Below are 24,666 nucleotides of genomic sequence, written 5' to 3'. Positions count from 1 at the left end.
ACCATCCTTAAAGGATCAGTAAAGTGGGTGACATGGCCCTGGTTTCGGACCTCCTCAACTGGCTGCAAGGACTCCCGGAACCGGGGCTCGTCGCCGCGACCGGCGGCCTGGTGTTCGCCGAGTGCACGATCGGGCTGGGCTTCATCGCCCCCGGCGAATCCGGCCTGCTCGTGGCCGCGACCACGGCGAACACCGTCCCGCGGTTCCTGGTCCTGTGGCTGGTCGTCACCCTGTGCGCCACGGCGGGCGACGCGCTCGGCTACGTCATCGGCCGCCGCTTCGGGCCGCGGCTGCGTGACACGAAGCTGATCCGCAAGTACGGCCTGGAAGCCTGGGACAAGGCCACCGGCGTCCTCGAACGCCGCGGTGCCTGGGCGGTGTTCTTCGCCCGCTTCCTGCCGGTGATCCGCACCCTGACGCCGGCGGCCGCGGGCACGTCCGGACTGCCCTTCCGCAAGTTCCTGCCCGCCGCCGCGGCGGGCGCGTTCTGCTGGTCACTGGTCCACATCAGCATCGGCGCGGCGCTGGGCGAAGCCGCCAAACGCATCGAGGGCGCCCTGAACACGGGCGGCCTGATCGTGGTGGCCGTGCTCGCCGGGGTCGCCGTGTTCTTCCTGCTGCGGCTGAAGAAGCGCAAGGCGCTCGCCACGCCCGAGCGGGAGACCGAACGCGTGCCCTGAGTACTACATTCGGCGGTATGAGTCTCGCGGATCTTCCCCGGCCGGTCGGGTTCGTCCTCGGCGGGGGCGGCAGTCTCGGCGCCATGCAGGTCGGCATGCTGCGCGCCCTGACCGAGGCCGGGCTCACCCCGGACGTCGTGACCGGCACGTCGGTCGGTTCGCTCAACGCCGCCGTGCTCGCCCGCTCCGGCACCGACGCGCTCGCGCGGCTGCACGACATCTGGGCGCACATGACGCGCGCCGAGGCGTTCCCGGGCGGCGTGCTGAGCCGCGTCCGGACGCTGACGCAGAGCAAGACGCACCTGTTCCCCAACACCGGCCTCGCCGGCATCATCGCCGACCACCTGGGTGCCGACACCCGCTTCGAGGACCTGGCGCTGCCGCTCGGCGTCGTCACGACGCAGGTCGACACGGCCGAGCCGCTGCTGATCCGCTCCGGGCGCCTGCTGGAGCCGCTGCTGGCGAGCTGCGCGATCCCCGGCATCTTCCCGCCGGTGGAGCACGACGGGAAGCTGCTGTACGACGGCGGGCTCGTCGCGAACGTGCCGATGCGGCAGGCCCTCGCCATGGGGGCGAAGTCCCTGGTGGTGCTCGACTGCGCGTTCCCCGGGAAGCTGCCGGACGCGCCGCGGACGTTCGCCGAGGTGATGATGTTCACCGCGATGATCAGCATGCGGAACCAGGCGGTACTGGAAGCGCCGGTGGCGGCCGCGTCGGTCCCGGTGCTGTACCTGCCGGGGCCCGCTCCGGTACGCGTGAACCCCCTGGATTTCGGGCACACGGAAGCACTGGCGGAAGAGGCGTACACGGCGGCGCGCGAGTACCTCGGCGCGCTTTCCGTGAACGGGCCCGGACTGTACGGCGCACCGGGCCTCGTCATCACGTGATCCACGTCACGCCGATGCACCCATCCGCCGGCAAGAACGTCATCGCTATCGCGTAGTTTTGATGACGAATGCCCGCCGATCCCGATTCCCAAAAAGAGACAATATGCTCCCCAAGAAGATTTTACTTTCGGTGGCCGGAATCCTTGCCGGGGCACTGCTGCTTTCCGCCTGTTCGTCCGGTGACGACGGCGGTTCGCCCGCCGGCGGGGCACTGTCGTCGGGGCCGGCCTCGGCGTCCGACACCCCGGTCGCGGTGACGTTCGATCCCGCGGGCGGCTCGGCGGTGAACCCGGCAACGCCGATCGTCGTCAAGGCGGCCAACGGGAAACTCCTCGACGTCACGGTGACCAACCCGGCCAAGGGGAAGACGGTCGCCGGCAAGCTGGCGGCCGACGGGTCGAGCTGGACGTCCACCGAGCCCCTCGGCTACGGGGCGACGTACAAGATCGTCGCGCACGCCCAGGGCGCCAACGGGAAGCCGGTCGAGCAGGACAACCAGATCACGACGCTGTCGCCGAAGAAGCAGGCGAACGCCAACCTGATCCCGGCACCGTCCGCGGTGGCGAGCACGGGCGTCGGCGTCGGCCAGCCGATCGTGTTCAGCTTCGGCAAGATCGCCGTGAAGAACAAGGCGGCGGTCGAGAAGGCCCTGACGGTCGAGTCCACCCCGAAGCAGGAGGGCGGCTGGTACTGGATCGACGACTCGAACGTCCACTACCGCCCGAAGGAGTACTGGCAGGCCGGCACGACCCTGAAGGTGACGGCGAAGATCTACGGCGTCGATTTCGGCGGCGGGGTGTTCGGCGCGGAGGACCGCACGGAAACGTACAAGGTGCACGATTCCTGGATCGCGAAGGCGGACGGGAACAGCGAGCAGATGCAGATCTTCCACAACGGCGCCATGGTCAAGTCGATGCCGATTTCGATGGGCAAGGACGCGACCCCGACCCACCTGGGCGCGCACGTGATTTCGGACAAGCAGGCGAACTACACGATGGATTCCTGCACGTACGGAGTCTGCCCGCCGGACCCGAAGGCGTACCGGTCCAACGAGAAGTGGTCGGAGCGCATTTCGAACGACGGCGAGTTCGTCCACGAGAACCCGAACAGCGTCAGCCAGCAGGGCAGTTCGAACGTGTCGCACGGGTGCATCAACCTGAACGACGCGAACGCCCAGTGGTTCTTCCAGAACATGGGCCTGGGCGACGTCGTGGAGGTCACCAACTCGGGCGGCCCGCAGCTGCCGGTGTGGGACCTGTACGGCGACTGGTCCAAGTCCTGGACGGACTGGCAGGCCGGGTCGGCCATCGAGTAGCTGTCTTCCCTTGGGGCCTTTTCGGGGGTCAGGAGCTCCGCTCCTGACCCCCTTTCTCTTGCCCTGTGGGGCCGCGCCCGTGCGGTTCAGGGCATCACGCGTGACTGGCGGGGCATCACGCGTGACGGGGAAGGCCTCACACCGCCGGCCGCGCTCGCCCGCTCGCCCGATGCCCGTGACTCGCGTGAGCCGAGCCGGAACTCGCGTGTCTCGGGCCGGATCTCGCGTGTCTCGGGCCGGATCTCGCGTGATTGAAGGCGGATCCCGCGTGATCGAGGCCGGAACTCGTGTGATGCCCCGCTGATCACGCGAGATGCCCTCCCAGTCACGCGAGATGCCTCGCTGCGCACGCGAGTTCCGGGTACCTGGCCGAGCGGCCGGCGTGTCTGGAGGGTCGACACGCGTGATTGCCGGGTCGACACGTGTGATTGGGGGGTCGACACGCGGCCGGGCGGGAAATGGAGAAAGGCCCCGGGAGACGTTTCCGTCTCGACCGGGGCCCTTCCTTCAAATTAAGTTCGGCGGTGTCCTACTCTCCCACAACCCTTCGGTTGCAGTACCATCGGCGCTGTCAGGCTTAGCTTCCGGGTTCGGAATGGGACCGGGCGTTTCCCTGACGCTATAACCACCGAAACACTACGAAACACGCATGGTGTCTCAGAGCTGTAGAGTGGATGCGTAACATCTTCGTAGGCAAGTCCTCGGCCTATTAGTACCAGTCAACTCGACAACACATTACTGTGCTTCCATTTCTGGCCTATCAACCCAATGGTCTGTTGGGGGCCTTAACCCACATGGGGTGGGATACCTCATCTTGGAACAGGCTTCCCGCTTAGATGCCTTCAGCGGTTATCCCTTCCGAACGTGGCCAACCAGCCATGCCCTTGGCAGAACAACTGGCACACCAGAGGTTCGTCCGTCCCGGTCCTCTCGTACTAGGGACAGCCTTCCTCAAGTATCCTACGCGCGCGGCGGATAGGGACCGAACTGTCTCACGACGTTCTAAACCCAGCTCGCGTGCCGCTTTAATGGGCGAACAGCCCAACCCTTGGGACCTACTCCGGCCCCAGGATGCGACGAGCCGACATCGAGGTGCCAAACCATGCCGTCGATATGGACTCTTGGGCAAGATCAGCCTGTTATCCCCGGGGTACCTTTTATCCGTTGAGCGACACCCCTTCCACCAGGAGGTGCCGGATCACTAGTCCCGACTTTCGTCCCTGCTCGACATGTCTGTCTCACAGTCAAGCTCCCTTGTGCACTTGCACTCAACACCTGATTGCCAACCAGGCTGAGGGAACCTTTGGGCGCCTCCGTTACTCTTTAGGAGGCAACCGCCCCAGTTAAACTACCCATCAGGCACTGTCCCTGAACCAGATCATGGTCCGAGGTTCAGATTCCCAATTCGACCAGAGTGGTATTTCAACAACGACTCCACAACAACTAGCGTTGCCGCTTCACAGTCTCCCACCTATCCTACACAAGCCGAACCGAAAACCAATACCAAACTATAGTAAAGGTCCCGGGGTCTTTCCGTCCTGCCGCGCGTAACGAGCATCTTTACTCGTAGTGCAATTTCGCCGGGCCTGTGGTTGAGACAGCCGGAAAGTCGTTACGCCATTCGTGCAGGTCGGAACTTACCCGACAAGGAATTTCGCTACCTTAGGATGGTTATAGTTACCACCGCCGTTTACTGGCGCTTAAATTCTCAGCTTCGCCCCGAAAGGCTAACCGGTCCTCTTAACGTTCCAGCACCGGGCAGGCGTCAGTCCATATACATCGTCTTGCGACTTCGCATGGACCTGTGTTTTTAGTAAACAGTCGCTTTCCGCTGGTCTCTGCGGCCACCCACCCCTAGCCTGTAAAAAGCTTCAGGATGTTTGGCCCCCCTTCTCCCGAAGTTACGGGGGCATTTTGCCGAGTTCCTTAACCACAGTTCACCCGATCGCCTTGGTATTCTCTACCTGACCACCTGTGTTGGTTTGGGGTACGGGCCGTGCATGCACTCACTAGAGGCTTTTCTCGGCAGCATAGGATCACTCTACTTCGCCTCAAACGGCTACACATCACGTCTCAGCCTCATGGAACACGGATTTGCCTATGTTCCGGCCTACACGCTTATACCAGGACAACCATCGCCTGGCGGAGCTACCTTCCTGCGTCACCCCATCGCTTGACTACTACGAAATCAGGTCCCACGCTCCACAACACCCACTAGGCCCGAAGGCTTCGCGGATGTGCTTTGGGTGGTTAGTATCAAACGCCTCGTCATGGGCGCACATGCTCGGGTACGGGAATATCAACCCGTTGTCCATCGACTACGCCTGTCGGCCTCGCCTTAGGTCCCGACTTACCCTGGGCGGATTAGCCTGGCCCAGGAACCCTTGGTCATCCGGCGGCAGAGTTTCTCACTCTGCATTCGCTACTCATGCCTGCATTCTCACTCCCACACCCTCCACGACTGGCTTCCGCCGCCGCTTCCCTGGATGCAGGACGCTCCCCTACCCATCCACACCACTAGACAACCATCCGAAGACGGAAGCCGATGTATATGTATGAATGACACAGCTTCGGCGGTGTGCTTAAGCCCCGCTACATTGTCGGCGCAGGACCACTTGACCAGTGAGCTATTACGCACTCTTTCAAGGGTGGCTGCTTCTAAGCCAACCTCCTGGTTGTCTGGGCAATCCCACATCCTTTCCCACTGAGCACACACTTAGGGGCCTTAGCTGGTGTTCTGGGCTGTTTCCCTCTCGACGACGAAGCTTATCCCCCGCCGTCTCACTGCCACGCTCTCACTAACCGGTATTCGGAGTTTGGTTGATTTCGGTAACCCGGTAAGGCCCCTAGACCATCCAGTAGCTCTACCCCCGGCAAGAAACACGTGACGCTGCACCTAAATGCATTTCGGGGAGAACCAGCTATCACGGAGTTTGATTGGCCTTTCACCCCTACCCACAGCTCATCCCCTCAGTTTTCAACCTAAGTGGGTTCGGGCCTCCACGACGTCTTACCGTCGCTTCACCCTGGCCATGGGTAGATCACTCCGCTTCGGGTCTAGACCACGCGACTCAATCGCCCTATTCAGACTCGCTTTCGCTACGGCTACCCCACACGGGTTAACCTCGCCACGCAGCACTAACTCGCAGGCTCATTCTTCAAAAGGCACGCCATCACCCAAAGGCTCTGACGGCTTGTAGGCACACGGTTTCAGGTACTCTTTCACTCCCCTCCCGGGGTACTTTTCATCTTTCCCTCACGGTACTCGTCCGCTATCGGTCTTCAGGAAGTATTTAGGCTTACCGGGTGGTCCCGGCAGATTCACAGCAAATTCCACGAGCTCGCTGCTACTCGGGAACACCACCAAGATCCTTGCAACTGGTTTTCGCGTACGGGGCTCTCACCCACTCCGGCCCGCCATCCCAAGCGGTTCCACTAACCAGCACAACAACCCGAAGAAATGTCAGTCTCTTCAAGGTGGGTCCCACAACACCACGCACACAACGCCTGACAGCTTGACATGTGCAAGGTTTAGCCTCTTCCGCTTTCGCTCGCCACTACTCACGGAATCACGGTTGTTTTCTCTTCCTGCGGGTACTGAGATGTTTCACTTCCCCGCGTTCCCTCCACACACCCTATATATTCAGGTGCGGGTAACACCACATCACTGGTGCTGGGTTTCCCCATTCGGAAATCCTCGGATCACAGCTCGGTTGACAGCTCCCCGAGGCATATCGCAGCCTCCCACGTCCTTCATCGGCTCCTGAAGCCAAGACATCCACCATGTGCCCTTAACAACTTGACCACAAAGATGCTCGCATCCACTCTACAGTTCTCAAACACCACACCAGAAACAAACACCGTTTCCAGGGCCGCGAAGCCCTGAGGCGTGTTGCCTCAGGACCCAACAGTGTGCACAGTGAACAACCCACCACCCAGCTCCACGACCGGAGTTCCACGCGAAGCAAGCTCCGCAGTACTAGCCGGCGGTGTCACAACCGCGGTGAGCCATAACCAGTAGTTCCACAATTCCTTGAGCAACCATCGCAGGAACACAGTCGGTTCCTAAGTGATGGCCACTCCCGGTCACCGAGGTGATCGGGATGTGTTGTGCTCCTTAGAAAGGAGGTGATCCAGCCGCACCTTCCGGTACGGCTACCTTGTTACGACTTCGTCCCAATCGCCAGTCCCACCTTCGACCACTCCCTCCCCGAAGGGTTGGGCCATGGGCTTCGGGTGTTACCGACTTTCATGACGTGACGGGCGGTGTGTACAAGGCCCGGGAACGTATTCACCGCAGCGTTGCTGATCTGCGATTACTAGCGACTCCGACTTCACGCAGTCGAGTTGCAGACTGCGATCCGAACTGAGACCGGCTTTAAGGGATTCGCTCCACCTCGCGGTATCGCAGCCCTCTGTACCAGCCATTGTAGCATGTGTGAAGCCCTGGACATAAGGGGCATGATGACTTGACGTCATCCCCACCTTCCTCCGAGTTGACCCCGGCAGTCTCCCACGAGTCCCCGCCATAACGCGCTGGCAACGTAGGATAAGGGTTGCGCTCGTTGCGGGACTTAACCCAACATCTCACGACACGAGCTGACGACAGCCATGCACCACCTGTACACCAACCACAAGGGAAGCCCCATCTCTGGGGATGTCTGGCGCATGTCAAGCCCAGGTAAGGTTCTTCGCGTTGCATCGAATTAATCCACATGCTCCGCCGCTTGTGCGGGCCCCCGTCAATTCCTTTGAGTTTTAGCCTTGCGGCCGTACTCCCCAGGCGGGGCGCTTAATGCGTTAGCTACGGCACGGACAACGTGGATGTCGCCCACACCTAGCGCCCAACGTTTACAGCGTGGACTACCAGGGTATCTAATCCTGTTCGCTCCCCACGCTTTCGCTCCTCAGCGTCAGTATCGGCCCAGAGACCCGCCTTCGCCACCGGTGTTCCTCCTGATATCTGCGCATTTCACCGCTACACCAGGAATTCCAGTCTCCCCTACCGAACTCAAGTCTGCCCGTATCGACCGCACGCTCCACGTTAAGCGTGGAGATTTCACGGCCGACGCGACAAACCGCCTACGAGCTCTTTACGCCCAATAAATCCGGACAACGCTCGCACCCTACGTATTACCGCGGCTGCTGGCACGTAGTTAGCCGGTGCTTCTTATCCAGGTACCGTCACTTGCGCTTCGTCCCTGGCGAAAGAGGTTTACAACCCGAAGGCCGTCATCCCTCACGCGGCGTCGCTGCATCAGGCTTGCGCCCATTGTGCAATATTCCCCACTGCTGCCTCCCGTAGGAGTCTGGGCCGTGTCTCAGTCCCAGTGTGGCCGGTCACCCTCTCAGGCCGGCTACCCGTCGTCGCCTTGGTAGGCCACTACCCCACCAACAAGCTGATAGGCCGCGGGTTCATCCTGCACCGCCAGAACTTTCAACCACTTCAGATGCCTGATGTGGTGATATCCGGTATTAGACCTCGTTTCCAAGGCTTATCCCAGAGTGCAGGGCAGATTACCCACGTGTTACTCACCCGTTCGCCACTCATCCCCCACCGAAGTGGGTTCAGCGTTCGACTTGCATGTGTTAAGCACGCCGCCAGCGTTCGTCCTGAGCCAGGATCAAACTCTCCAACAATGTCTTCGAATTCAATCGAGGCAAATGTAATGCTCTCAAAGGAAACCCCGACGAGGGGGTTTCATATAAGCTCTACTGGCTTAGTTCACTAGCACACTGTTGAGTTCTCAAGCAACACACTTCGGACCGCCGCGCCGCGAAGCGCCTTGGTCTTCGGCTTTTGTTTCAAGCTTTGTTCCAGGGATACCACCCTGGTTCGGGACCACCCACTCTACCACGATCGTGGGAGCTTGGTTCGTGTTCCCGGCGGCCGCTCGGTTTCCCTGGCGACTTGGAGAACTTTACATGCCCCCGAAACCCCCTTGCACAGGGGGGTCCCTTTTTTCGCGCCAGGCCCCTGACCTGCACCGATAGGCGCTCAGGCCGGCCGCGGCGAGCCGTGGGTCGCGACGACCGTTAGCACGACCAGAGCGGCCGCCAGCCCGGCGGCCACGTGGATGGGCGCCGGGGTGAACGACGCCGCCAGGACGAGCACCGCCGTCACCGGGAAGCCGATGGCGATCGGGCGGCACTCGTTCGTCGGGCCGATGTGCAGCAGCCACACGCTCAGCAGGAAGACCGCGACCGGGATCGTGGTCGGCAGCGCCGCCGCCACCCCGCCGAGGTGCAGCGTCCCCGTGTCGTACCCGACCGCCACCTCGAGCCCCGCGCCGACGGCCGCCGCCGAGGCGAAGATCAGGTAGTGGCCGTAGCCCCAGCTCATCGCCGTGAACATGCCCGGACGGCGGTCGAGCCGCGCGTGGCCCGGCCGGTCGAAGTACAGCCACCACATCGAGAACACCAGGACGAGCGCGGCCGCGGCCAGCGAGATCAGCGCGCCCAGGTGCCCGGGTTCGGCCGTGCCCTCCTTGATCGCGTTCGTCGCGCTCAGAATCGTCTCGCCGAGCACGATCAGCGTGAACAGGCCGTACCGCTCGGCGATGTGGTGCGGGTGCCACGTCGTCCGGGCGCTGCGCTCGGCGACGACCGGCACCGCGAGTTCGCAGAGCACGACGGCCACGAACGTCACGGCCCCCACGGACTCCGGCAGGAACAGCCGGAGGATCCACAGCACCTGGCAGGCGGCGATCCCGGCCGCGAACCGCAGGGCCGCGGGCCGGGCCTCCGGCGCCGAACGCGCCGCCCGCAGCCACTGCCCGACCAGCGACAACCGCATCAGGACGTACCCCACCACGATCACGCGGAAGTCGCCGTCGAACGCGCTCGACACCCCGGCCGCGATGGTCAGCCCGCCGGCGATCTGCACGAGCGTGGCCAGCCGGTACGGGACGTCGTCGGTGTCGAACGCCGAGGCGAACCAGCTGAAGTTCAGCCAGCCCCACCAGATCGCGAAGAACACCATCGCGAACGACGTCACGCCGTGTGCCGGGTGCCCCTCGGCCAGCGCGTGGTGCAGTGCGGCCGCGGCCTGGCCGACGGCGACGACGAAACACAGGTCGAACAGCAGTTCCAGCGGCGTGGCGACGCGGTGGCGCTCGGCGCGGTCACGCGCACGCATCGGCCGGTGCCAGACCCGGATCCGCGACGGCTGCTCGGTCATCAGGGCTCCCCGCGCTCATGCCTGTGGGACGCGGTCATCCCAACATGATCACGAGCCGGGTGGAAGCACGACACGAAGAAGACGGGCGGGCCCGGTTCCCCCTCCCCCGGGCCCGCCCGCCGCCGTCACGCGCCGGCGGACACCGATGGGCAGCCCTTCCGCGAGTGCCGGACGGTCCCCCGCGGACGCCGACACCCACTGGACGGAAGGTGACCGAGTGTGTCCATTCCCTCGTACTCCGGACGCCTCGATCGCTCAAGCCGGTCACCCCATCCCCGGGTGGCCGACTGATTGCCACTGTCGGTAGCCGAAGCCGCGCAGTGAAGGCTCCATAAGATCTACCCGGTTGCTCTCCGTAGCGCCAGTGTCTGTCCGTGCTCGTCACTCGGATGGAGCATCGCAAATCTGCGGAAAGTAGTCTCTCAGCTCCGGTGGACGTCCGCGGCCGACGTCTCGGCCATCCGCGCTTCCCGCTCCTCCGCGGACGCCCGCTGCCGGCGCGCGCGGAGCTCGGCGACCGCCAGGGCGAGCGCGCCACAGGTCAGCAGAGCCGCACAGCCGAGCGCGACGGAGAGCGCGACCGGGTAGCCGCGGCCGAGGACCGCACCGAACACCGACGCGAGCACCACGGTGCCGACCGCCGTGCCGATCCGCTGGCCGGTCTGCAAAGCGCCGCCCGCGACGCCGGCCATCCGGACCGGCACGCACTCGAGCGTCAACGTCGTGTTCGGCGAGATCACCATGCCGCCGCCGACGCCCGCGAACACCAGCGGCAGCGCGAACGCCCAGCCGGACGCCGCGGGCGGGACGACCTCGGCCAGCAGCGCGACGGCCAGCAGGCCGGCGGCGACCATGCCCAGCCCGGTGACGGTGAGCCGCCGTCCGAACCGCGGCACGAGCCGGCCGGCGACGGCCGCGGACACCGCCGAGCCGAGCGCGAACGGCGTCACCGACAGACCGGACTGCAGGGGCGAGTAGCCGAGGCCCTGCTGGAAGTACATCGCGAAGACCAGCCAGATCCCGGCGAACCCGCAGAAGTAGAGCGCCCCGACCGCCGCGCCGGTGGCGTAGCCGGGCGTGCCGGTGAACAGCCGCGTGTCGAGCAGCGGCGACCGGCCGCGCCGGACCACCGAGCGCTCCCAGCGCACGAACACGACCCCGAAGACGACCGCGACCGGGAACAGCCACCACAGCCGGGTGAGGCCGCCGGAGTCGGCGTCGACGACCGGGAGCAGCACGCCGAGGACGGCGACGGCGAGCAGCACGATGCCGACGAAGTCGATCTCCGAGGAGATCTTGAGCTGCTTCTTCTCGCTGCGCGGCAGCAGCCGCAGCGCGAGGGCGAACGCGAGGACGCCGATCGGGACGTTGACGTAGAACACCCAGCGCCAGCCGTCCTCGGCGCCGAAGACCGCGATGATGGCGCCGCCGAGGATGGGGCCGACCGCCGTCGAAATGCCGACCACCGCGCCGAACATGCCGAACGCGCGGCCGCGCTCGGCGCCGCGGAAGAGGTCCTGGATCAGGCCGGTGTTCTGCGGCGTGAGCATGCCGGCCGCCACGCCCTGGGCGAGCCGGGCGAGCACCAGCGTCGTCTCGTTCGGGGCCGCGCCGGCCAGCGCGCTCGTGAGGACGAAGGCGGCGAGGGCGCCGAGGAACATGGTCCGGCGGCCGAACGCGTCCCCGAGCCGGCCGCCGGTGACGAGGACCAGCCCGAACGCCAGCGCGTAGCCGGAGACGACCCAGCGGATCCCGCCGCTGCTCGCGTGCAGGCCGGCCTGCATCGAGGGCAGGGCGACGTTGACGATGCTGACGTCGAGCAGGCCCATGAACCCGGCCGTGAGCGAGACGGCAAGCGCTTTCCAGCGGCGGGGATCCGGTTCGTACGTCATCGTGTCCAGCAAAACACGAAAAGGCGGGATCCGCGCTCTACGTCGAAGCCGTGATCCCCCGGATGCCCTTCAGCTCGCCGATCAGCATCGAGCTGACCTTGACCGGGTAGTCGTAGAGCGCGAAGACCGTCTGGTTCTTGCCCACCAGCTTCAGGTGCACCGGGGTCTCCCCCTTGTGCGCCAGCAGCGTGGACCGCAGTTCGCTGACCACCGACTGGTCGATCTTCTCCGCCGCCGCGAGCAGCACCAGTGGTGGCTCGTCGTCGCCGTTGCCCGTGCCGACCTCGGACAGGTCCAGGGTGGCCAGGCCGCCGCCGAAGACGGACATCTTGTCCTCGCGCCAGTTGACCCGGCCCTTGACCAGGACCGCGTTGTCCTCGATCAGCTCACCCGCGAACAGCGCGTACGACTTGGGGAAGAAGAGCACCTCGAGCGAGGCGTCCATGTCCTCGACCGTGCAGATCGCCCAGGGCTCGCCCTTCTTGTTGACCCGCCGCTCCAGCGAGGTGATCAGCCCGGAGATCACCAGCTCGCCTTCCTTCGGCGGGTCGGCCAGGATCGAGGCGATCGGCTTGGGCGCGTGCTTGCGCAGGATCCGCTCGGCGCCGTCCAGCGGGTGCGCCGAGACGTACAGGCCGAGCATCTCGCGCTCGTAGGCGAGCAGCTGCTTGCGCGGGTACTCCTCGTCGCCGAACTTCAGGTGGGCGAGCGGGGACGACGACGGTGCCGGCTCCCCCTCGTCGCCGCCGAAGCCGAACAGGTCGAACTGGCCCATCGCCTCCTGGCGCTTGAGCGGGACGACCGCTTCGACCGCGTCCTCGTGGACCTGGATCATCGACAGCCGCGTGTGGCCGAGCGAGTCGAACCCGCCCGCCTTGATCAGCGACTCGATCACGCGCTTGTTGCAGGCCACGAGCTCGGACTTGTCGAGGAAGTCGGTGAAGGACGCGTACTTGCCCTTCTCCTCGCGGGTCTTGATGATCGACTCGACGACGTTCGCGCCGACGTTGCGGACGGCACCCAAACCGAAGCGGATGTCGTCCCCGACGGCCGCGAAGCGCAGGGCCGATTCGTTGACGTCCGGCGGCAGCACCTTGATGCCGAGCCGGCGGCACTCGGACAGGTAGACGGCCGACTTGTCCTTGTTGTCACCCACCGAGGTGAGCAGGGCCGCCATGTACTCGGCGGTGAAGTTGGCCTTGAGGTAGGCGGTCCAGTACGAGATCAGGCCGTACGCGGCCGCGTGGCTCTTGTTGAACGCGTACCCGGCGAACGGGAGGATCGTGTCCCAGAGTGCCTTGATCGCCTCTTTGGAGAACCCGCCCGGGACCAGCTCGCTGGACCGCATGCCCTCTTCGAAGCCCTCGTACTCCTTGTCGAGGACTTCCTTCTTCTTCTTGCCCATCGCGCGGCGGAGCACGTCCGCGCGGCCCATCGTGTACCCGGCCACCTTCTGGCCGATGTGCATGATCTGCTCTTGGTACACGATCAGGCCGTAGGTGTCGGCCAGGATCTCCTTCAGGGGCTCGTCGAGCTCCGGGTGGATCGGCTTGACCTTCTGCCGGTTGTTCTTGCGGTCGGCGTAGTCGTTGTGCGCGTTCATGCCCATCGGGCCGGGGCGGTACAGCGCGCCGACCGCGACGATGTCGTCGAACACCGTGGGCTCCATGCGCCGCAGCAGGTCGCGCATGGGGCCGCCGTCCAGCTGGAACACGCCGAGCGTGTCGCCGCGGGCCAGCAGCTTGTACGTCTCGGGGTCGTCGACGCCCAGGGTGTCGAGGTCGACGTCGACCCCGCGGTTGGCCTTGATGTTGTCGATCGCGTCACCGATGACGGTGAGGTTGCGCAGGCCGAGGAAGTCCATCTTGAGCAGGCCGATGGCCTCGCACGACGGGTAGTCCCAGCCGGTGATGATCGAGCCGTCGTCGCGCTGCCACAGCGGGATCGCGTCGGTCAGCGGGTCGCAGGACATGATGACCGCGCAGGCGTGGACGCCGGCGTTGCGGATCAGGCCCTCGAGGCCGCGGGCGGTCTCGAAGATCGTCTTGCACTCGTCGTCGGTCTCGACGAGCGCGCGGACCTCGGCGGCCTCGCCGTAGCGCTCGTGCTTCGAGTCGACGATGCCCGAGAGCGGGATGTCCTTCGCCATGATCGGCGGCGGCAGCGCCTTGGAGATCTTGTCCGCGATCGCGTACCCCGGCTGGCCGAAGTGGACGCGCGCGCTGTCCTTGATCGCCGCCTTCGTCTTAATGGTGCCGAAGGTGATGACCTGGGCGACCTTGTCCGCGCCGTACTTCTCGGTCGCGTACCGGATCATCTCGCCGCGCCGGCGGTCGTCGAAGTCGATGTCGATGTCGGGCATCGAGACGCGCTCGGGGTTCAGGAACCGCTCGAACAGCAGCTTCTGCGGGATCGGGTCCAGGTTGGTGATACCGAGCACGTACGCGACCAGCGAACCGGCGGCCGAACCACGGCCGGGGCCGACCCGGATGCCGACCTTGCGGGCGTAGCTGATGAGGTCGGCGACGATGAGGAAGTAGGCCGGGAAGCCCTTGCCGATGATGACGTCGAGCTCGATCTCGATGCGCTGGTTGTAGTACTCGTCCGGCACGCCGTCCGGGAAGCGCCACTTGAGGCCGCGCTGGACCTCTTCGCGCAGCCAGCCGCCCTGGTCGTAACCCTCCGGGACCTCGAAGAACGGCAGCCGGTCCTTGTGCGAGTAGACGTCTTCGTAGGACTCGACGCGCTCGGCGATCAGCAGCGTGTTGTCGGCCGCGCCGGGGACCTCCTTGTCCCAGTACTCGCGCATGTCGGCGGCGGACTTGAGGTAGTAGCCGTTGCCGTCGAACTTGAACCGGTTCGGGTCGTTGAGCGTCTTGCCCGACTGGACGGCCAGCAGCGCGCTGTGCGTGTCGGCCTGCTCCTTGACGACGTAGTGCGAGTCGTTGGTCGCGATCGGCTTGAGGTCGAGCAGGCGGCCGACCTCCAGGAGGCCTTCGCGGACCGACCGCTCGATCGGCAGGCCGTGGTCCATCAGCTCGAGGAAGAAGTTGTCCGCGCCGAAGATGTCCTTGTAGTCGGACGCGGCCTGGATCGCCGCCTCCTTCTGGCCCAGCCGCAGCCGGGTCTGCACCTCGCCGGACGGGCAGCCGGTGGTGGCGATGATGCCGGTGCTGTTCTCCGCGATGAGCTCGCGGTCCATCCGGGGCTTGCGGTAGTAGCCCTGCATGCTGGCCAGCGAGGACAGCTTGAAGAGGTTCCGCAGACCGGTCGCGTTCGCGGCGAGCATGGTCATGTGCGTGTACGCACCGCCACCGGAGACGTCGCCGCCCTCACCGAACTCGTCCGAGCCGCGCTGGTTGGACTGGCCCCAGAAGACGGGCTTCTTGTGGAACCGGCTCTCCGGCGCGATGTAGGCCTCGATGCCGATGATCGGTTTGAGGCCGTGCTTCTTGGACTGCTGGTAGAACTCGTCCCCACCGTACATGTTGCCGTGGTCGGTCATGCCGACCGCGGGCATGCCGAGGCGCGCCGCCTCCGCGAAGAGGGGACCGATCTTCGCCGCACCGTCGAGCATCGAGTACTCGGTGTGGACGTGCAGGTGGACGAAAGAATCGTTCGACACCAGCGAAAACCTCCCCTAGGTGGATGGGACGGGCGCGCCCGGGTCCCCCAGCCTATCCCGCACTCGCTCCGGCTCGATTGTGCGCCTCAGGAGCCCGCGCCGGGCGGTGCGACGCGCCCCACTTCGGGCGGAAACGATCACGACACGCGCCGCGCCCGGACGGTCACGCGGACGGCCGACGGGTCGGGATGTCATGAACGACTCTTTCATGACATCCGGCGCACTGAACGAGTCGTTCATGACAGCGGACCGGGGTCGCAGCGGTGAGCTGGGCCACACCCGCGGCTTCCCGCGTTGACACCCGGGGGTCCGGGACCGAGCATTCCCGCCATGAACCTGTCTGACAGCCAGACAGCCGGACAAGGTGGTCCTCGCAGAGTGAGTGCCATGGAGGCCGTGCTGGCCCACCTGCGCTCCGCGATCGAACGCGGCGAGCACGCCGTCGGCGACAAGCTCCCCTCGGAAGCCGCCCTGAGCAGGGAGTTCGAGGTCAGCAGATCGGTGATCCGGGAAGCCCTCCGCGGTCTGCAGGCGCTCGGCATGACCGAGTCGAAGACCGGCAAGGGCACCTTCGTCACCGCGACCGGCCCGGCCGACAACCCCACCTTCGGGCCCTACTCGGCCCGCGACCTCATCGAGGTGCGGCGGCACGTCGAGATCCCGGTCGCCGGGTACGCGGCCGTGCGGCGGAGCCAGGACGACCTCGACCTGCTCGCCCACCTGCTCGAACGGATGGACACCGAGACCGACAACACCGCGTGGGTCGCGCTCGACTCGCTCTTCCACATCACCATCGCCCAGGCCTCGGGCAACCCCGTGTTCGGGAAGGTGATCGAGGAGATCCGGGACGCGCTCGCCCGCCAGTCCGCCTTCCTGAACCAGCTCGGCGACCGGCGCCGCCAGTCGAACCTCGAGCACCAGGCGATCGTCGCGGCGATCTCCAGCCGCGTCGAGAGCGCCGCCATCGCGGCCATGACCGCGCACCTGGAGCACGTCGAAGCCACCCTCAACAGCATCGTGAACGGGGACCAGTGACCGAACAGACCATCCCGGCCACGACCGGCGACACCGCGGACGCGGGCGACGCCGGCTACCACAAGGCCCTCAAGTCCCGGCACGTCAACATGATCGCCATCGGCGGCGCGATCGGCACCGGCCTGTTCCTCGGCGCGGGCGGACGGCTCGCCCAGGCCGGCCCGGCGCTGGCGATCGTCTACGCCGTCTGCGGGCTCTTCGCCTTCTTCGTCGTCCGCGCGCTCGGCGAGCTGATCCTCCACCGGCCCTCCAGCGGCGCCTTCGTCTCCTACGCCCGCGAGTTCATGGGCGAGAAGGGCGCGTACGTCGCCGGCTGGATGCACTTCCTCAACTGGTCGACCACCGGCATCGCCGACATCACGGCGATCGCGCTCTACGCGCACTTCTGGTCGTTCTTCTCGCCGATCCCGCAGTGGGTGCTCGCGCTGATCGCGCTCGCCGTCGTGCTGACGCTGAACATGGTGTCGGTGAAGCTGTTCGGCGAGATGGAGTTCTGGTTCGCCATCATCAAGGTCGCCGCGCTGGTGCTGTTCATGGTCATCGGCATCTTCCTGCTGGTGACGCAGACGCCGATCGACGGCGTCGCGGGCGGCCCGCAGCTGATCGCCGACCACGGCGGGATCTTCCCGTCCGGGCTGCTGCCGATGGTGCTGATCGTGCAGGGCGTGGTGTTCGCCTACGCCTCGGTCGAGCTGGTCGGCGTCGCCGCGGGCGAGACCGAGAACCCGGAGAAGATCATGCCGAAGGCGATCAACTCCATCATGTGGCGCATCCTGGTCTTCTACGTCGGCTCGGTCGTGCTGCTGGCGATGCTGCTGCCGTGGAGCTCCTACACGAAGGACCAGAGCCCGTTCGTCACCGTGCTCTCGCACCTGGGCGTGCCCGCGGCGGACAGCGTGATGAACCTGGTCGTGCTCACCGCGGCGCTGTCCAGCCTGAACTCCGGCCTGTACTCGACCGGCCGGATCCTGCGGTCGATGGCGATGGCGGGCTCGGCGCCGAAGTTCACCGGCGTGATGAACCGCAACCACGTGCCCTACGGCGGGATCCTGCTCACCGCGGCCGTCTGCGTGGTCGGCGTCGGCCTCAACTACCTGGTGCCGAAGGAGGCCTTCGACATCGTGCTGAACTTCGCCGCGATCGGCATCCTCGCCACCTGGGCCATCATCGTGCTCTGCCACCTGCTGTACGTGCGCAAGACGAAGCGCGAGGGCATCGAGCGGCCGTCGTTCCGGCTGCCGTTCTCGCCGTACACCGAGATCGCGACGCTGGTGTTCCTCGCCGCCGTCGTCGTGCTGATGGGCTTCGACGAGACCGGCCGGATCACCCTGCTCGCACTGCCCGCGATCATCGTCGCCCTGGTCGTCGGCTGGTTCGGCGTCCGCAAGCGGATCGACATGCGGGCGTTCGACGAGGAGGGCATGTGAGCCACGAGCCCCTCGTCGAGCTGATCCGCGACGGCCTGGTCGAGGGCGTCCACCACGGTTCGGCCGTGGTGCTCGCCCCGGACGGCTCGACGCGGTTGGCCGCCGGGGACGTCGACGCCGTGATGTACCCGCGGTCGACGGCGAAGCCGCTGCAGGCCACCGCGATGGCGCGGCTCGGCCTGCGGCTGTCCCCCGCCGGGTTCGCGATCGCCGCGGCCAGCCACTCGGGCGAGCCGATGCACCTCGACGCGGCGCTCGACGTCCTCGGCGGACGCTCCCCCGACCTGCTCGGCAACCCGGCGGACTTCCCGTTCGACCCGGTCGAGCGCGACCGGTGGATCGGCGAAGGCCGGACGCCTTCGCGGCTGGCGCACAACTGCTCCGGCAAGCACGCGGCGATGCTCGCGACCTGCGCGCTGAACGGCTGGCCGGTCGAGGGCTACCTCGACCCGGCCCACCCGCTGCAGCGCGCGATCGCGGCCACCGTCGAGGACCTGACCGGCCGGCCCATCGCCCGGGTGGCCGTCGACGGCTGCGGCGCGCCGCTCTTCGCGACGACGCTGCGCGGGCTCGCGACGGCCGTGTCGAAGCTCGCCACGGCCGCGCCGGACACCCCGGAAGGCCTGGTCGCCGCCGGGATCCGCCGTCACCCGGAGCTGGTCGGCGGCAGCCGCCGGGACGTCACCGCCGTCATGCGCGCGGTACCGGGACTGATCGCCAAGGACGGCTTCGAGGCCGTCCAGGTCGCCGCGCTGCCGGACGGCACGGCGATCGCCGTCAAGATCGCCGACGGCGGCGACCGGGCGCGCTATCCGGTGCTGGCCGCGCTGCTGAAGCTGTGCGGGGTCGACGTCCCGCCCGGCCCGGACAACCTGCGTTTCACCGGAAACCTGCCTGTGGGGAGCCTGCGATGACCACCCGCCGCGAACACGACCTGCTGGGCGACAAGGACGTCCCCGCCGACGCGTACTGGGGCGTGCACACCGCCCGCGCCCGCGAGAACTTCCCCATCACCGGCACCACGATCGCCGCCTACCCGCACCTGGTCGAGGCGCTGGCCGCGGTCAAGGAGGCCGCGGCCCGCGCCAACGCCGAGCTGGGCCTGCTCGAACCCCGCATCGCGGACGCCATCTGCGCGGCCTGCCGGGAGATCCGCGAAGGCGCGCTACACGGCGAGTTCGTCGTCGACGTCATCCAGGGCGGCGCCGGGACCTCGACCAACATGAACGCCAACGAGGTCATCGCGAACCGGGCCCTGGAGCTGCTCGGGCACGCCAAGGGCGACTACCACGTCCTGCACCCCAACGAGCACGTCAACCTCGGGCAGTCGACGAACGACGCCTACCCGACCGCGGTCAACGTCGCGACGATCATCGCCGTGCGCGAGCTGTCCGAGTCGATGGTCGTGCTGGAGAAGGCGTTCGCGGCCAAGGCCGTCGAGTTCCACGACGTGCTGAAGATGGGCCGCACGCAGCTGCAGGACGCCGTGCCGATGACGCTCGGCCAGGAGTTCGGCACCTACGCGGTGATGCTCGGCGAGGACCGGCAGCGGCTCAACGAAGCCGTCGCGCTGCTGCACGAGATCAACCTCGGCGCGACCGCGATCGGCACCGGCCTCAACGCCGCGCCGGGCTACGCCGAAGCCGCGTGCCGCCACCTGCGCGAGATCACCGGGCTGCCGGTCGTCACCGCGGCGGACCTCGTCGAGGCAACGCAGGACTGCGGCGCGTTCGTGCACCTTTCGGGTGTCCTCAAGCGGATCGCGGTCAAGCTGTCGAAGAGCTGCAACGACCTGCGGCTGCTGTCCTCGGGCCCGCGCGCCGGGCTGAACGAGATCAACCTGCCGCCGGTGCAGGCCGGCTCGTCGATCATGCCCGGCAAGATCAACCCGGTGATCCCCGAGGTGGTCAACCAGGTCGCGTTCGAGGTCATCGGCAACGACGTCACCGTGACGATGGCCGCCGAGGCGGGCCAGCTCCAGCTCAACGCCTTCGAGCCGATCATCCTGCACTCGCTGTCGGAGAGCATCACGCACCTGGGCGCGGCCTGCCGGACGCTGGCGACCAAATGCGTCGCCGGGATCACCGCGAACGTCGACGTCATGCGCGCCTACGTCGAGAACTCGATCGGCCTGGTGACCGCGCTGAACCCGAGCATCGGCTACGCGGCCGCGACGGAGATCGCGAAGGAGGCACTGGCCACCGGCCGCGGGGTCGCCGAGCTCGTCGTCGAGAAGGGCCTGATCCCGGCCGAGGAGCTGGCGAGGCTGCTGCGTCCGGAAACGCTCGCGCGCGCGAACTGAGGTACGGTCGGATCCGGAAGGATCTACTCCACTTCGGAAGGCGGGGCGCCGTGCTGGACCGATTTGTCGACAAGTTGCTCGGACTGCCCCGCGCCGAAGGACCCAAGCCGGTCGTGACGCGTGACCTCGCCGTGCCGATGCCCGACGGCGTCACGCTGCTCGCCGACCGGTACGCGCCGGCCGGGACGACGTCGGCGCCGGTCGTGCTGATCCGGACGCCGTACGGGCGGAAGGGCCTGCTTTCGAAGCTCTTCGGCGACACCTTCGCCCGCCACGGCCTGCAGACGGTCATCCAGAGCACCCGCGGCTCGTTCGGCTCCGGCGGCGAGTTCCGGCCCTTCCACCTCGAACGCGAGGACGGGATCGCGACCGCCGAGTGGCTGCGCGCCCAGCCGTGGTGCGACGGCAGCATCGGCATGGCCGGTGCCAGCTACCTCGGGCACACGCAGTGGGCGGTCGGGCCGTACCTCGACCCGCCGCTCGCCGCGATGTGCCTCGGCGTGACGGCGTCGGAGTTCGTCTCGACGTTCTACCCGGGCGGCGTGCTCGCGGCGGACAACATGGTGTCGTGGTCGGCGATGATCGGCCGCCAGGAAGAGCGCTTCGCCGCGCTGCCGAACCCGCTGCAGACGCGGAAGACCCGTCGCGCGATGTCTTCGCTGCCACTGAGCGGCGCCGACGTCGCCGCGATCGGGAAGCCGGTGCAGTTCCTCCAGGACGTCACCGGGCACTTCGCGCCCGAAGACGACTACTGGGCCATGTCCGACCACAGCGCCGAAGTCGCGAAGCTCGACGTCCCGGTGTCGATGGTCACCGGCTGGTACGACCTGTTCATCGGCTCCCAGCTGCGCGATTTCCGGATCCTCGCCGAGGCGGGCAAGGCGCCGCGGATCACGATCGGGCCGTGGGCGCACGGCGAGCCCGCGAGCATGGGCCCGATGATCCGCGACCAGCTCGGCTTCCTGCGCGCGCACCTGCACGGCGACCGGACGTCCCTGCAGCGCTCGCCGGTCCGGCTGTTCCTCCAGGGCGCCGGGACGTGGCTGGACTTCGAGTCCTGGCCGCCGCCGTCGCAGGCGACCGACGCGCACCTGCGGCCGATCGGCGGGCTCGGCGAGGAGTTCGGCGAACCGGCGTTGCCGACGACGTTCACCTACGACCCGGCCGACCCGACGCCCGCGGTCGGCGGCCCGCTGCTGACGGGCGAGTGGAAGCAGCGCGACAACCAGGAGGTCGAGGCCCGGCCGGACGTGCTGGTGTTCACCGGCGAGCCGCTGCCGTCGGACGTCGACGTCATCGGCGAGGTGACGGCGACCGTGCACTTGCGGACCGAGCTGGGCCACGCCGACGTCTACGTCCGGCTCTGCGACGTCGACGCGGGCGGCGTTTCGCGCAACGTGACCGACGGGATCCTCCGCCTGCGCCCGGGCTTCCCGTCCGCCGGCGCGGACGACGTGGTGACGGCGGAGGTGACGCTCGACCCGACGGCGTACCGCTTCCGCCGCGGCCACCGCCTGCGGGTCCAGGTGGCGGGCGGGGCGTTCCCGCGGTTCGCCCGCAACCACGGCACGGACGAGCCGGTGACGTCGGCGGTGGCCAGAAAACCGAACCGCTTCGAGGTGTTCCACGACGCGGCCCGCCCGTCCCGCATCACGCTGCCGGTGTTCAGCGGCTGAGGCCCGAAGGGGCAAGGGGCACTTTCACGTGAAAGTGCCCCTTCGGTCAGAGCGGGACCGTGCGGTGGTGGCTGGTCACCCGGCCGTCGTCGTGGAGGACGTGCAGCAGCAGGGCCGGCGGGCGGTCGTACTCCAGCGGGCCGCCGTCGGCCCAGCCGCGGTCCGCGCCCGGCTCGACCGGCAGCAGCGAGCCCGACACCACCCCGGGCGCGATCCGCAGCGGGACGCCGGCGAACGTCGTCGAGGCGCCCGTGTGCACGTGCCCGGCCAGCAGCGCCTTCACCCGCGGGTGGCGGCCCAGCACCTCGGCCAGCCGCTCTTCGCCGGACTGGCGGATCGCGTCCACCAGCGGGACGCCGACCTCGACCGGCGGGTGGTGGAACGCGACCAGCGCCGGGCCGTCGCCGCCGGACAGCACGCCGTCCAGCCACGAGAGGGTCTCGTCGGCCAGGAAGCCCGCGCCGCGGCCCGGGATCGTCGAGTCGCACAGCGCGAACAGCACGCCGCCGACCTCGTGGGCGAAGTCGATCGGGTCGTCGGAGGCAGGCAGGTCGAGCAACCCCGTCCGGAACGCGGCCCGGACGTCGTGGTTGCCCGGGCACATCAGCACCGGCGCCGGATGCTTCAGCAGCTCGGCGGCGCGCGCGTACTCCTCGACCGCGCCGTGGTCGGCGATGTCGCCGGTGACGACGACCGCGTCGACCGGCCGCGCCAGCCCGCCGAGGTAAGCCATGACAGCGGCGACGCGCTCTTCGGCGCGTGAACCGCCGTCGAGGTGCAGGTCGCTCAGGTGCGCGATGATCATCTTCCGTCCTTCCCCGGGTACGCCAAGGCCTTGACCCAGTTGGCGACGAGCACCGAGGACGCGGTGGCCAGGTCGCCGTCGCGCAGGGCCGCGGCGATGCGGCGGTGCTCGCCGATGCTCTCCCCGGCGTGCTCGTGCCGGGCGAAGTACGCCGATTCGTAGCGCTTGAGCAGCGGCTTCGTCTGCTCGATCAGCCGCAGCAGGTGCGGGTTCGGGCAGCGGGACAGCAGCAGCGCGTGCCACCGATCGTCCAAAGCGGACAGATCGACGCCGTCGGCCGCCGCCATCTCGTCGGCGACGGCGTCGAGCGCGTCCGGCAGCCCGGCCAGCTCCAGCGGCGACGTCCAGCGCAGGGCGAGGGCTTCGAGCTCCGCCACCAGCGGGTAGAGCCGGCGCGCCTCGTCCGGGTCGAACGGCGGCACGAGGAAACCCCGGCCGGGCGCGGAGACCAGCAGGCCGCGATCGGCGAGCCCGATCAGCGCCTCCCGCAGCGGCGTCCGGCTGACGCCCAGCTCGCGGGCCAGGTGCACCTCGTTGACGCGGACACCGGCCGGCAGCCGCCCGTCGAGCACGCGGGCGGTGATCTGCTCGAGGAGGTCGCTGCGCAGCGGGGTGCGGGCCATGCCGGGCAGTATTGCATACAATAGGTATCTACTGTATTCAGTTGGTATGAGCTTCGACGTCGAACGCGCGCGCCGCGAAACCCCGGGCTGTGCCGAAGTGGTCCACTTCAACAACGCGGGCTCGGCGCTTCCCCCGGCCGTCGTGACCGATACCGTCGTCGACTACCTGCGCCGCGAAGCGCGGGTCGGCGGCTACGAACTGGCCGCCGAGGCCGCCGGACGGCTGGACGCGGTGTACGCGTCGGTCGCGCGGCTGGTCGGCGCCGACAGCGACGACATCGCGCTCACCGACAACGCGACCCGCTCCTGGCAGGCGGTGTTCTACGCGCTGCCGTTCGGCCGCGGCGACCGGATCCTGACCTCCCGCGCCGAGTACGCCAGCAACGCGATCGCGTTCCTGCAGGTCGCCCGGCGCACCGGCGCGGTCGTCGAGGTGATCGGCGACGACGAGTCCGGGCAGCTGGACGTCGAGGAGCTGCGGCGGCGCGTCGACGGCGACGTCAAGCTGATCGCCGTCAGCCACGTGCCCACCCAGGGCGGCCTGGTGAACCCGGCCGAGGAGATCGGCGCGGTCGCCGCGGCGGCCGGCATCCCGTTCCTGCTGGACGCGTGCCAGTCGGCGGGCCAGCTCGACCTGGACGTCACGCGCCTGCAGTGCGACGCGCTGTCGGGGACCGGCCGCAAGTACCTGCGCGGCCCGCGCGGCACCGGGTTCCTGTACGTGCACCCGCGGCTGCGCGAGCGGTTGGAGCCGGCCATGCTCGACCTGCACTCGGCGAGCTGGGAATCGCCGACGGAGTACGTCGTCGACCCGACGGCCAAGCGCTTCGAGGTGTGGGAACGCGACTTCGCCGCGGTGTGCGGCCTCGGCGCGGCCGTCGACTACGCCCTCGGCTGGGGTTTGCCGGCCATCGAAGAACGCGTCGCCTCGCTGGCGGCGACCCTCCGGGGCCGCCTGAGCGAAGCCGGGGCGCGCGTCCACGACGTCGGCGCGCGCCGGTGCGGCCTGGTCACGTTCAGCCTGGCGGGCACGCCGGCGGCGGAGGTCAAGGCGCGGCTGGCGGAGGCGCGCATCAACACGTCGCTGTCGACGCGCACCTCCGCCCAGTTCGACTTCACCGCGCGCGCCCTGCCGGACATGGTCCGGGCGTCGGTGCACTACTACAACACCGAGGACGAGATCGACCTGCTCGTGCGGGAGGTCGAAAAACTGCGGTGA

General features: G+C 67.4%; 14 protein-coding genes and 3 rRNA genes. 9 read left to right on the top strand and 8 right to left on the bottom strand.

Going from position 1 to position 24,666, the window contains the following annotated elements; translation table 11 throughout:
* Positions 1–32 precede the first annotated feature (32 nt).
* From BLW76_RS14195 to BLW76_RS14185, 3 genes are all read left to right on the top strand, one after another.
* On the top strand, positions 33–680 hold the full coding sequence (locus tag BLW76_RS14195; protein WP_091319386.1) for a DedA family protein: 648 nt from the start codon (positions 33–35) through the stop codon (positions 678–680).
* 17 nt (positions 681–697) lie between these two features.
* A complete protein-coding gene (locus tag BLW76_RS14190) occupies positions 698–1,567 on the top strand; it encodes a patatin-like phospholipase family protein (protein WP_091307133.1) in 870 nt (289 codons plus the stop codon).
* Positions 1,568–1,670: 103 nt separating this feature from the next.
* Positions 1,671–2,882 (top strand): L,D-transpeptidase, encoded by a 1,212-nt coding sequence (locus BLW76_RS14185; protein ID WP_208613290.1) that lies wholly within the window; start codon positions 1,671–1,673, stop codon positions 2,880–2,882.
* Between the two features lie 516 nt (positions 2,883–3,398).
* On the opposite strand, the gene rrf is transcribed toward BLW76_RS14185, so the two are convergent.
* The 6 genes from rrf to dnaE form a co-directional block, all read right to left on the bottom strand.
* A 5S ribosomal RNA gene (gene rrf, locus BLW76_RS14180) occupies positions 3,399–3,515 on the bottom strand.
* Positions 3,516–3,571: 56 nt separating this feature from the next.
* Positions 3,572–6,687: ribosomal RNA gene (locus BLW76_RS14175) — 23S ribosomal RNA — on the bottom strand.
* Positions 6,688–7,003: 316 nt separating this feature from the next.
* A 16S ribosomal RNA gene (locus BLW76_RS14170) occupies positions 7,004–8,522 on the bottom strand.
* Together the 16S, 23S and 5S rRNA genes form the textbook arrangement of a ribosomal RNA operon.
* Before the next feature lie 358 nt (positions 8,523–8,880).
* The gene (locus tag BLW76_RS14165) at positions 8,881–10,062 is read right to left on the bottom strand and encodes a low temperature requirement protein A (RefSeq protein ID WP_091307131.1); all 1,182 of its coding nucleotides are present in this window, start codon (positions 10,060–10,062) and stop codon (positions 8,881–8,883) included.
* 422 nt (positions 10,063–10,484) lie between these two features.
* On the bottom strand, positions 10,485–11,954 hold the full coding sequence (locus tag BLW76_RS14160) for an MFS transporter (RefSeq protein ID WP_091319382.1): 1,470 nt from the start codon (positions 11,952–11,954) through the stop codon (positions 10,485–10,487).
* 37 nt (positions 11,955–11,991) lie between these two features.
* The gene (gene dnaE, locus BLW76_RS14155; RefSeq protein WP_091307128.1) at positions 11,992–15,579 is read right to left on the bottom strand and encodes a DNA polymerase III subunit alpha; all 3,588 of its coding nucleotides are present in this window, start codon (positions 15,577–15,579) and stop codon (positions 11,992–11,994) included.
* A gap of 387 nt (positions 15,580–15,966) precedes the next feature.
* Here dnaE and BLW76_RS14150 point away from each other — a divergent pair, with 387 nt between their 5' ends.
* From BLW76_RS14150 to BLW76_RS14130, 5 genes are read left to right on the top strand one after another with little or no spacing between them, the layout of a single operon-like run.
* A complete protein-coding gene (locus BLW76_RS14150) occupies positions 15,967–16,614 on the top strand; it encodes a FadR/GntR family transcriptional regulator (RefSeq protein ID WP_091307126.1) in 648 nt (215 codons plus the stop codon).
* Positions 16,611–18,041: an amino acid permease gene (locus BLW76_RS14145; protein ID WP_091307124.1), complete on the top strand. Its 1,431-nt coding sequence runs from the start codon at positions 16,611–16,613 to the stop codon at positions 18,039–18,041. Before BLW76_RS14150 ends, BLW76_RS14145 begins: the two co-directional genes overlap by 4 nt.
* Entirely contained in the window at positions 18,038–18,955 is a 918-nt protein-coding gene (locus BLW76_RS14140; protein WP_091307121.1) for an asparaginase, read from the top strand. The genes BLW76_RS14145 and BLW76_RS14140 overlap by 4 nt, the downstream gene beginning before the upstream one ends.
* Complete coding sequence (aspA, locus tag BLW76_RS14135; protein WP_091307118.1) at positions 18,952–20,343, top strand: aspartate ammonia-lyase; 1,392 nt, start codon at positions 18,952–18,954, stop codon at positions 20,341–20,343. Before BLW76_RS14140 ends, aspA begins: the two co-directional genes overlap by 4 nt.
* Positions 20,344–20,393: 50 nt before the next feature.
* Positions 20,394–22,019 carry a CocE/NonD family hydrolase gene (locus tag BLW76_RS14130; protein WP_091307116.1) on the top strand — a complete coding sequence of 542 codons (1,626 nt, stop codon included), beginning with the start codon at positions 20,394–20,396 and terminating at the stop codon, positions 22,017–22,019.
* A 46-nt stretch (positions 22,020–22,065) separates the two neighbouring features.
* Here the strand turns inward: BLW76_RS14130 and BLW76_RS14125 are convergent, their stop codons facing one another.
* Together BLW76_RS14125 and BLW76_RS14120 are read right to left on the bottom strand one after the other, a co-directional pair.
* Positions 22,066–22,824 carry a metallophosphoesterase gene (locus BLW76_RS14125; RefSeq protein WP_091307114.1) on the bottom strand — a complete coding sequence of 253 codons (759 nt, stop codon included), beginning with the start codon at positions 22,822–22,824 and terminating at the stop codon, positions 22,066–22,068.
* Positions 22,821–23,447 (bottom strand): GntR family transcriptional regulator, encoded by a 627-nt coding sequence (locus BLW76_RS14120; RefSeq protein WP_091307112.1) that lies wholly within the window; start codon positions 23,445–23,447, stop codon positions 22,821–22,823. Before BLW76_RS14120 ends, BLW76_RS14125 begins: the two co-directional genes overlap by 4 nt.
* A 46-nt stretch (positions 23,448–23,493) precedes the next feature.
* Here BLW76_RS14120 and BLW76_RS14115 point away from each other — a divergent pair, with 46 nt between their 5' ends.
* Positions 23,494–24,666 (top strand): aminotransferase class V-fold PLP-dependent enzyme, encoded by a 1,173-nt coding sequence (locus tag BLW76_RS14115; protein WP_091307108.1) that lies wholly within the window; start codon positions 23,494–23,496, stop codon positions 24,664–24,666.

The organism is Amycolatopsis tolypomycina (genome assembly GCF_900105945.1).
GTDB lineage: Bacteria > Actinomycetota > Actinomycetes > Mycobacteriales > Pseudonocardiaceae > Amycolatopsis > Amycolatopsis tolypomycina.
This window is presented reverse-complemented; position numbering and strand designations above follow the sequence as displayed.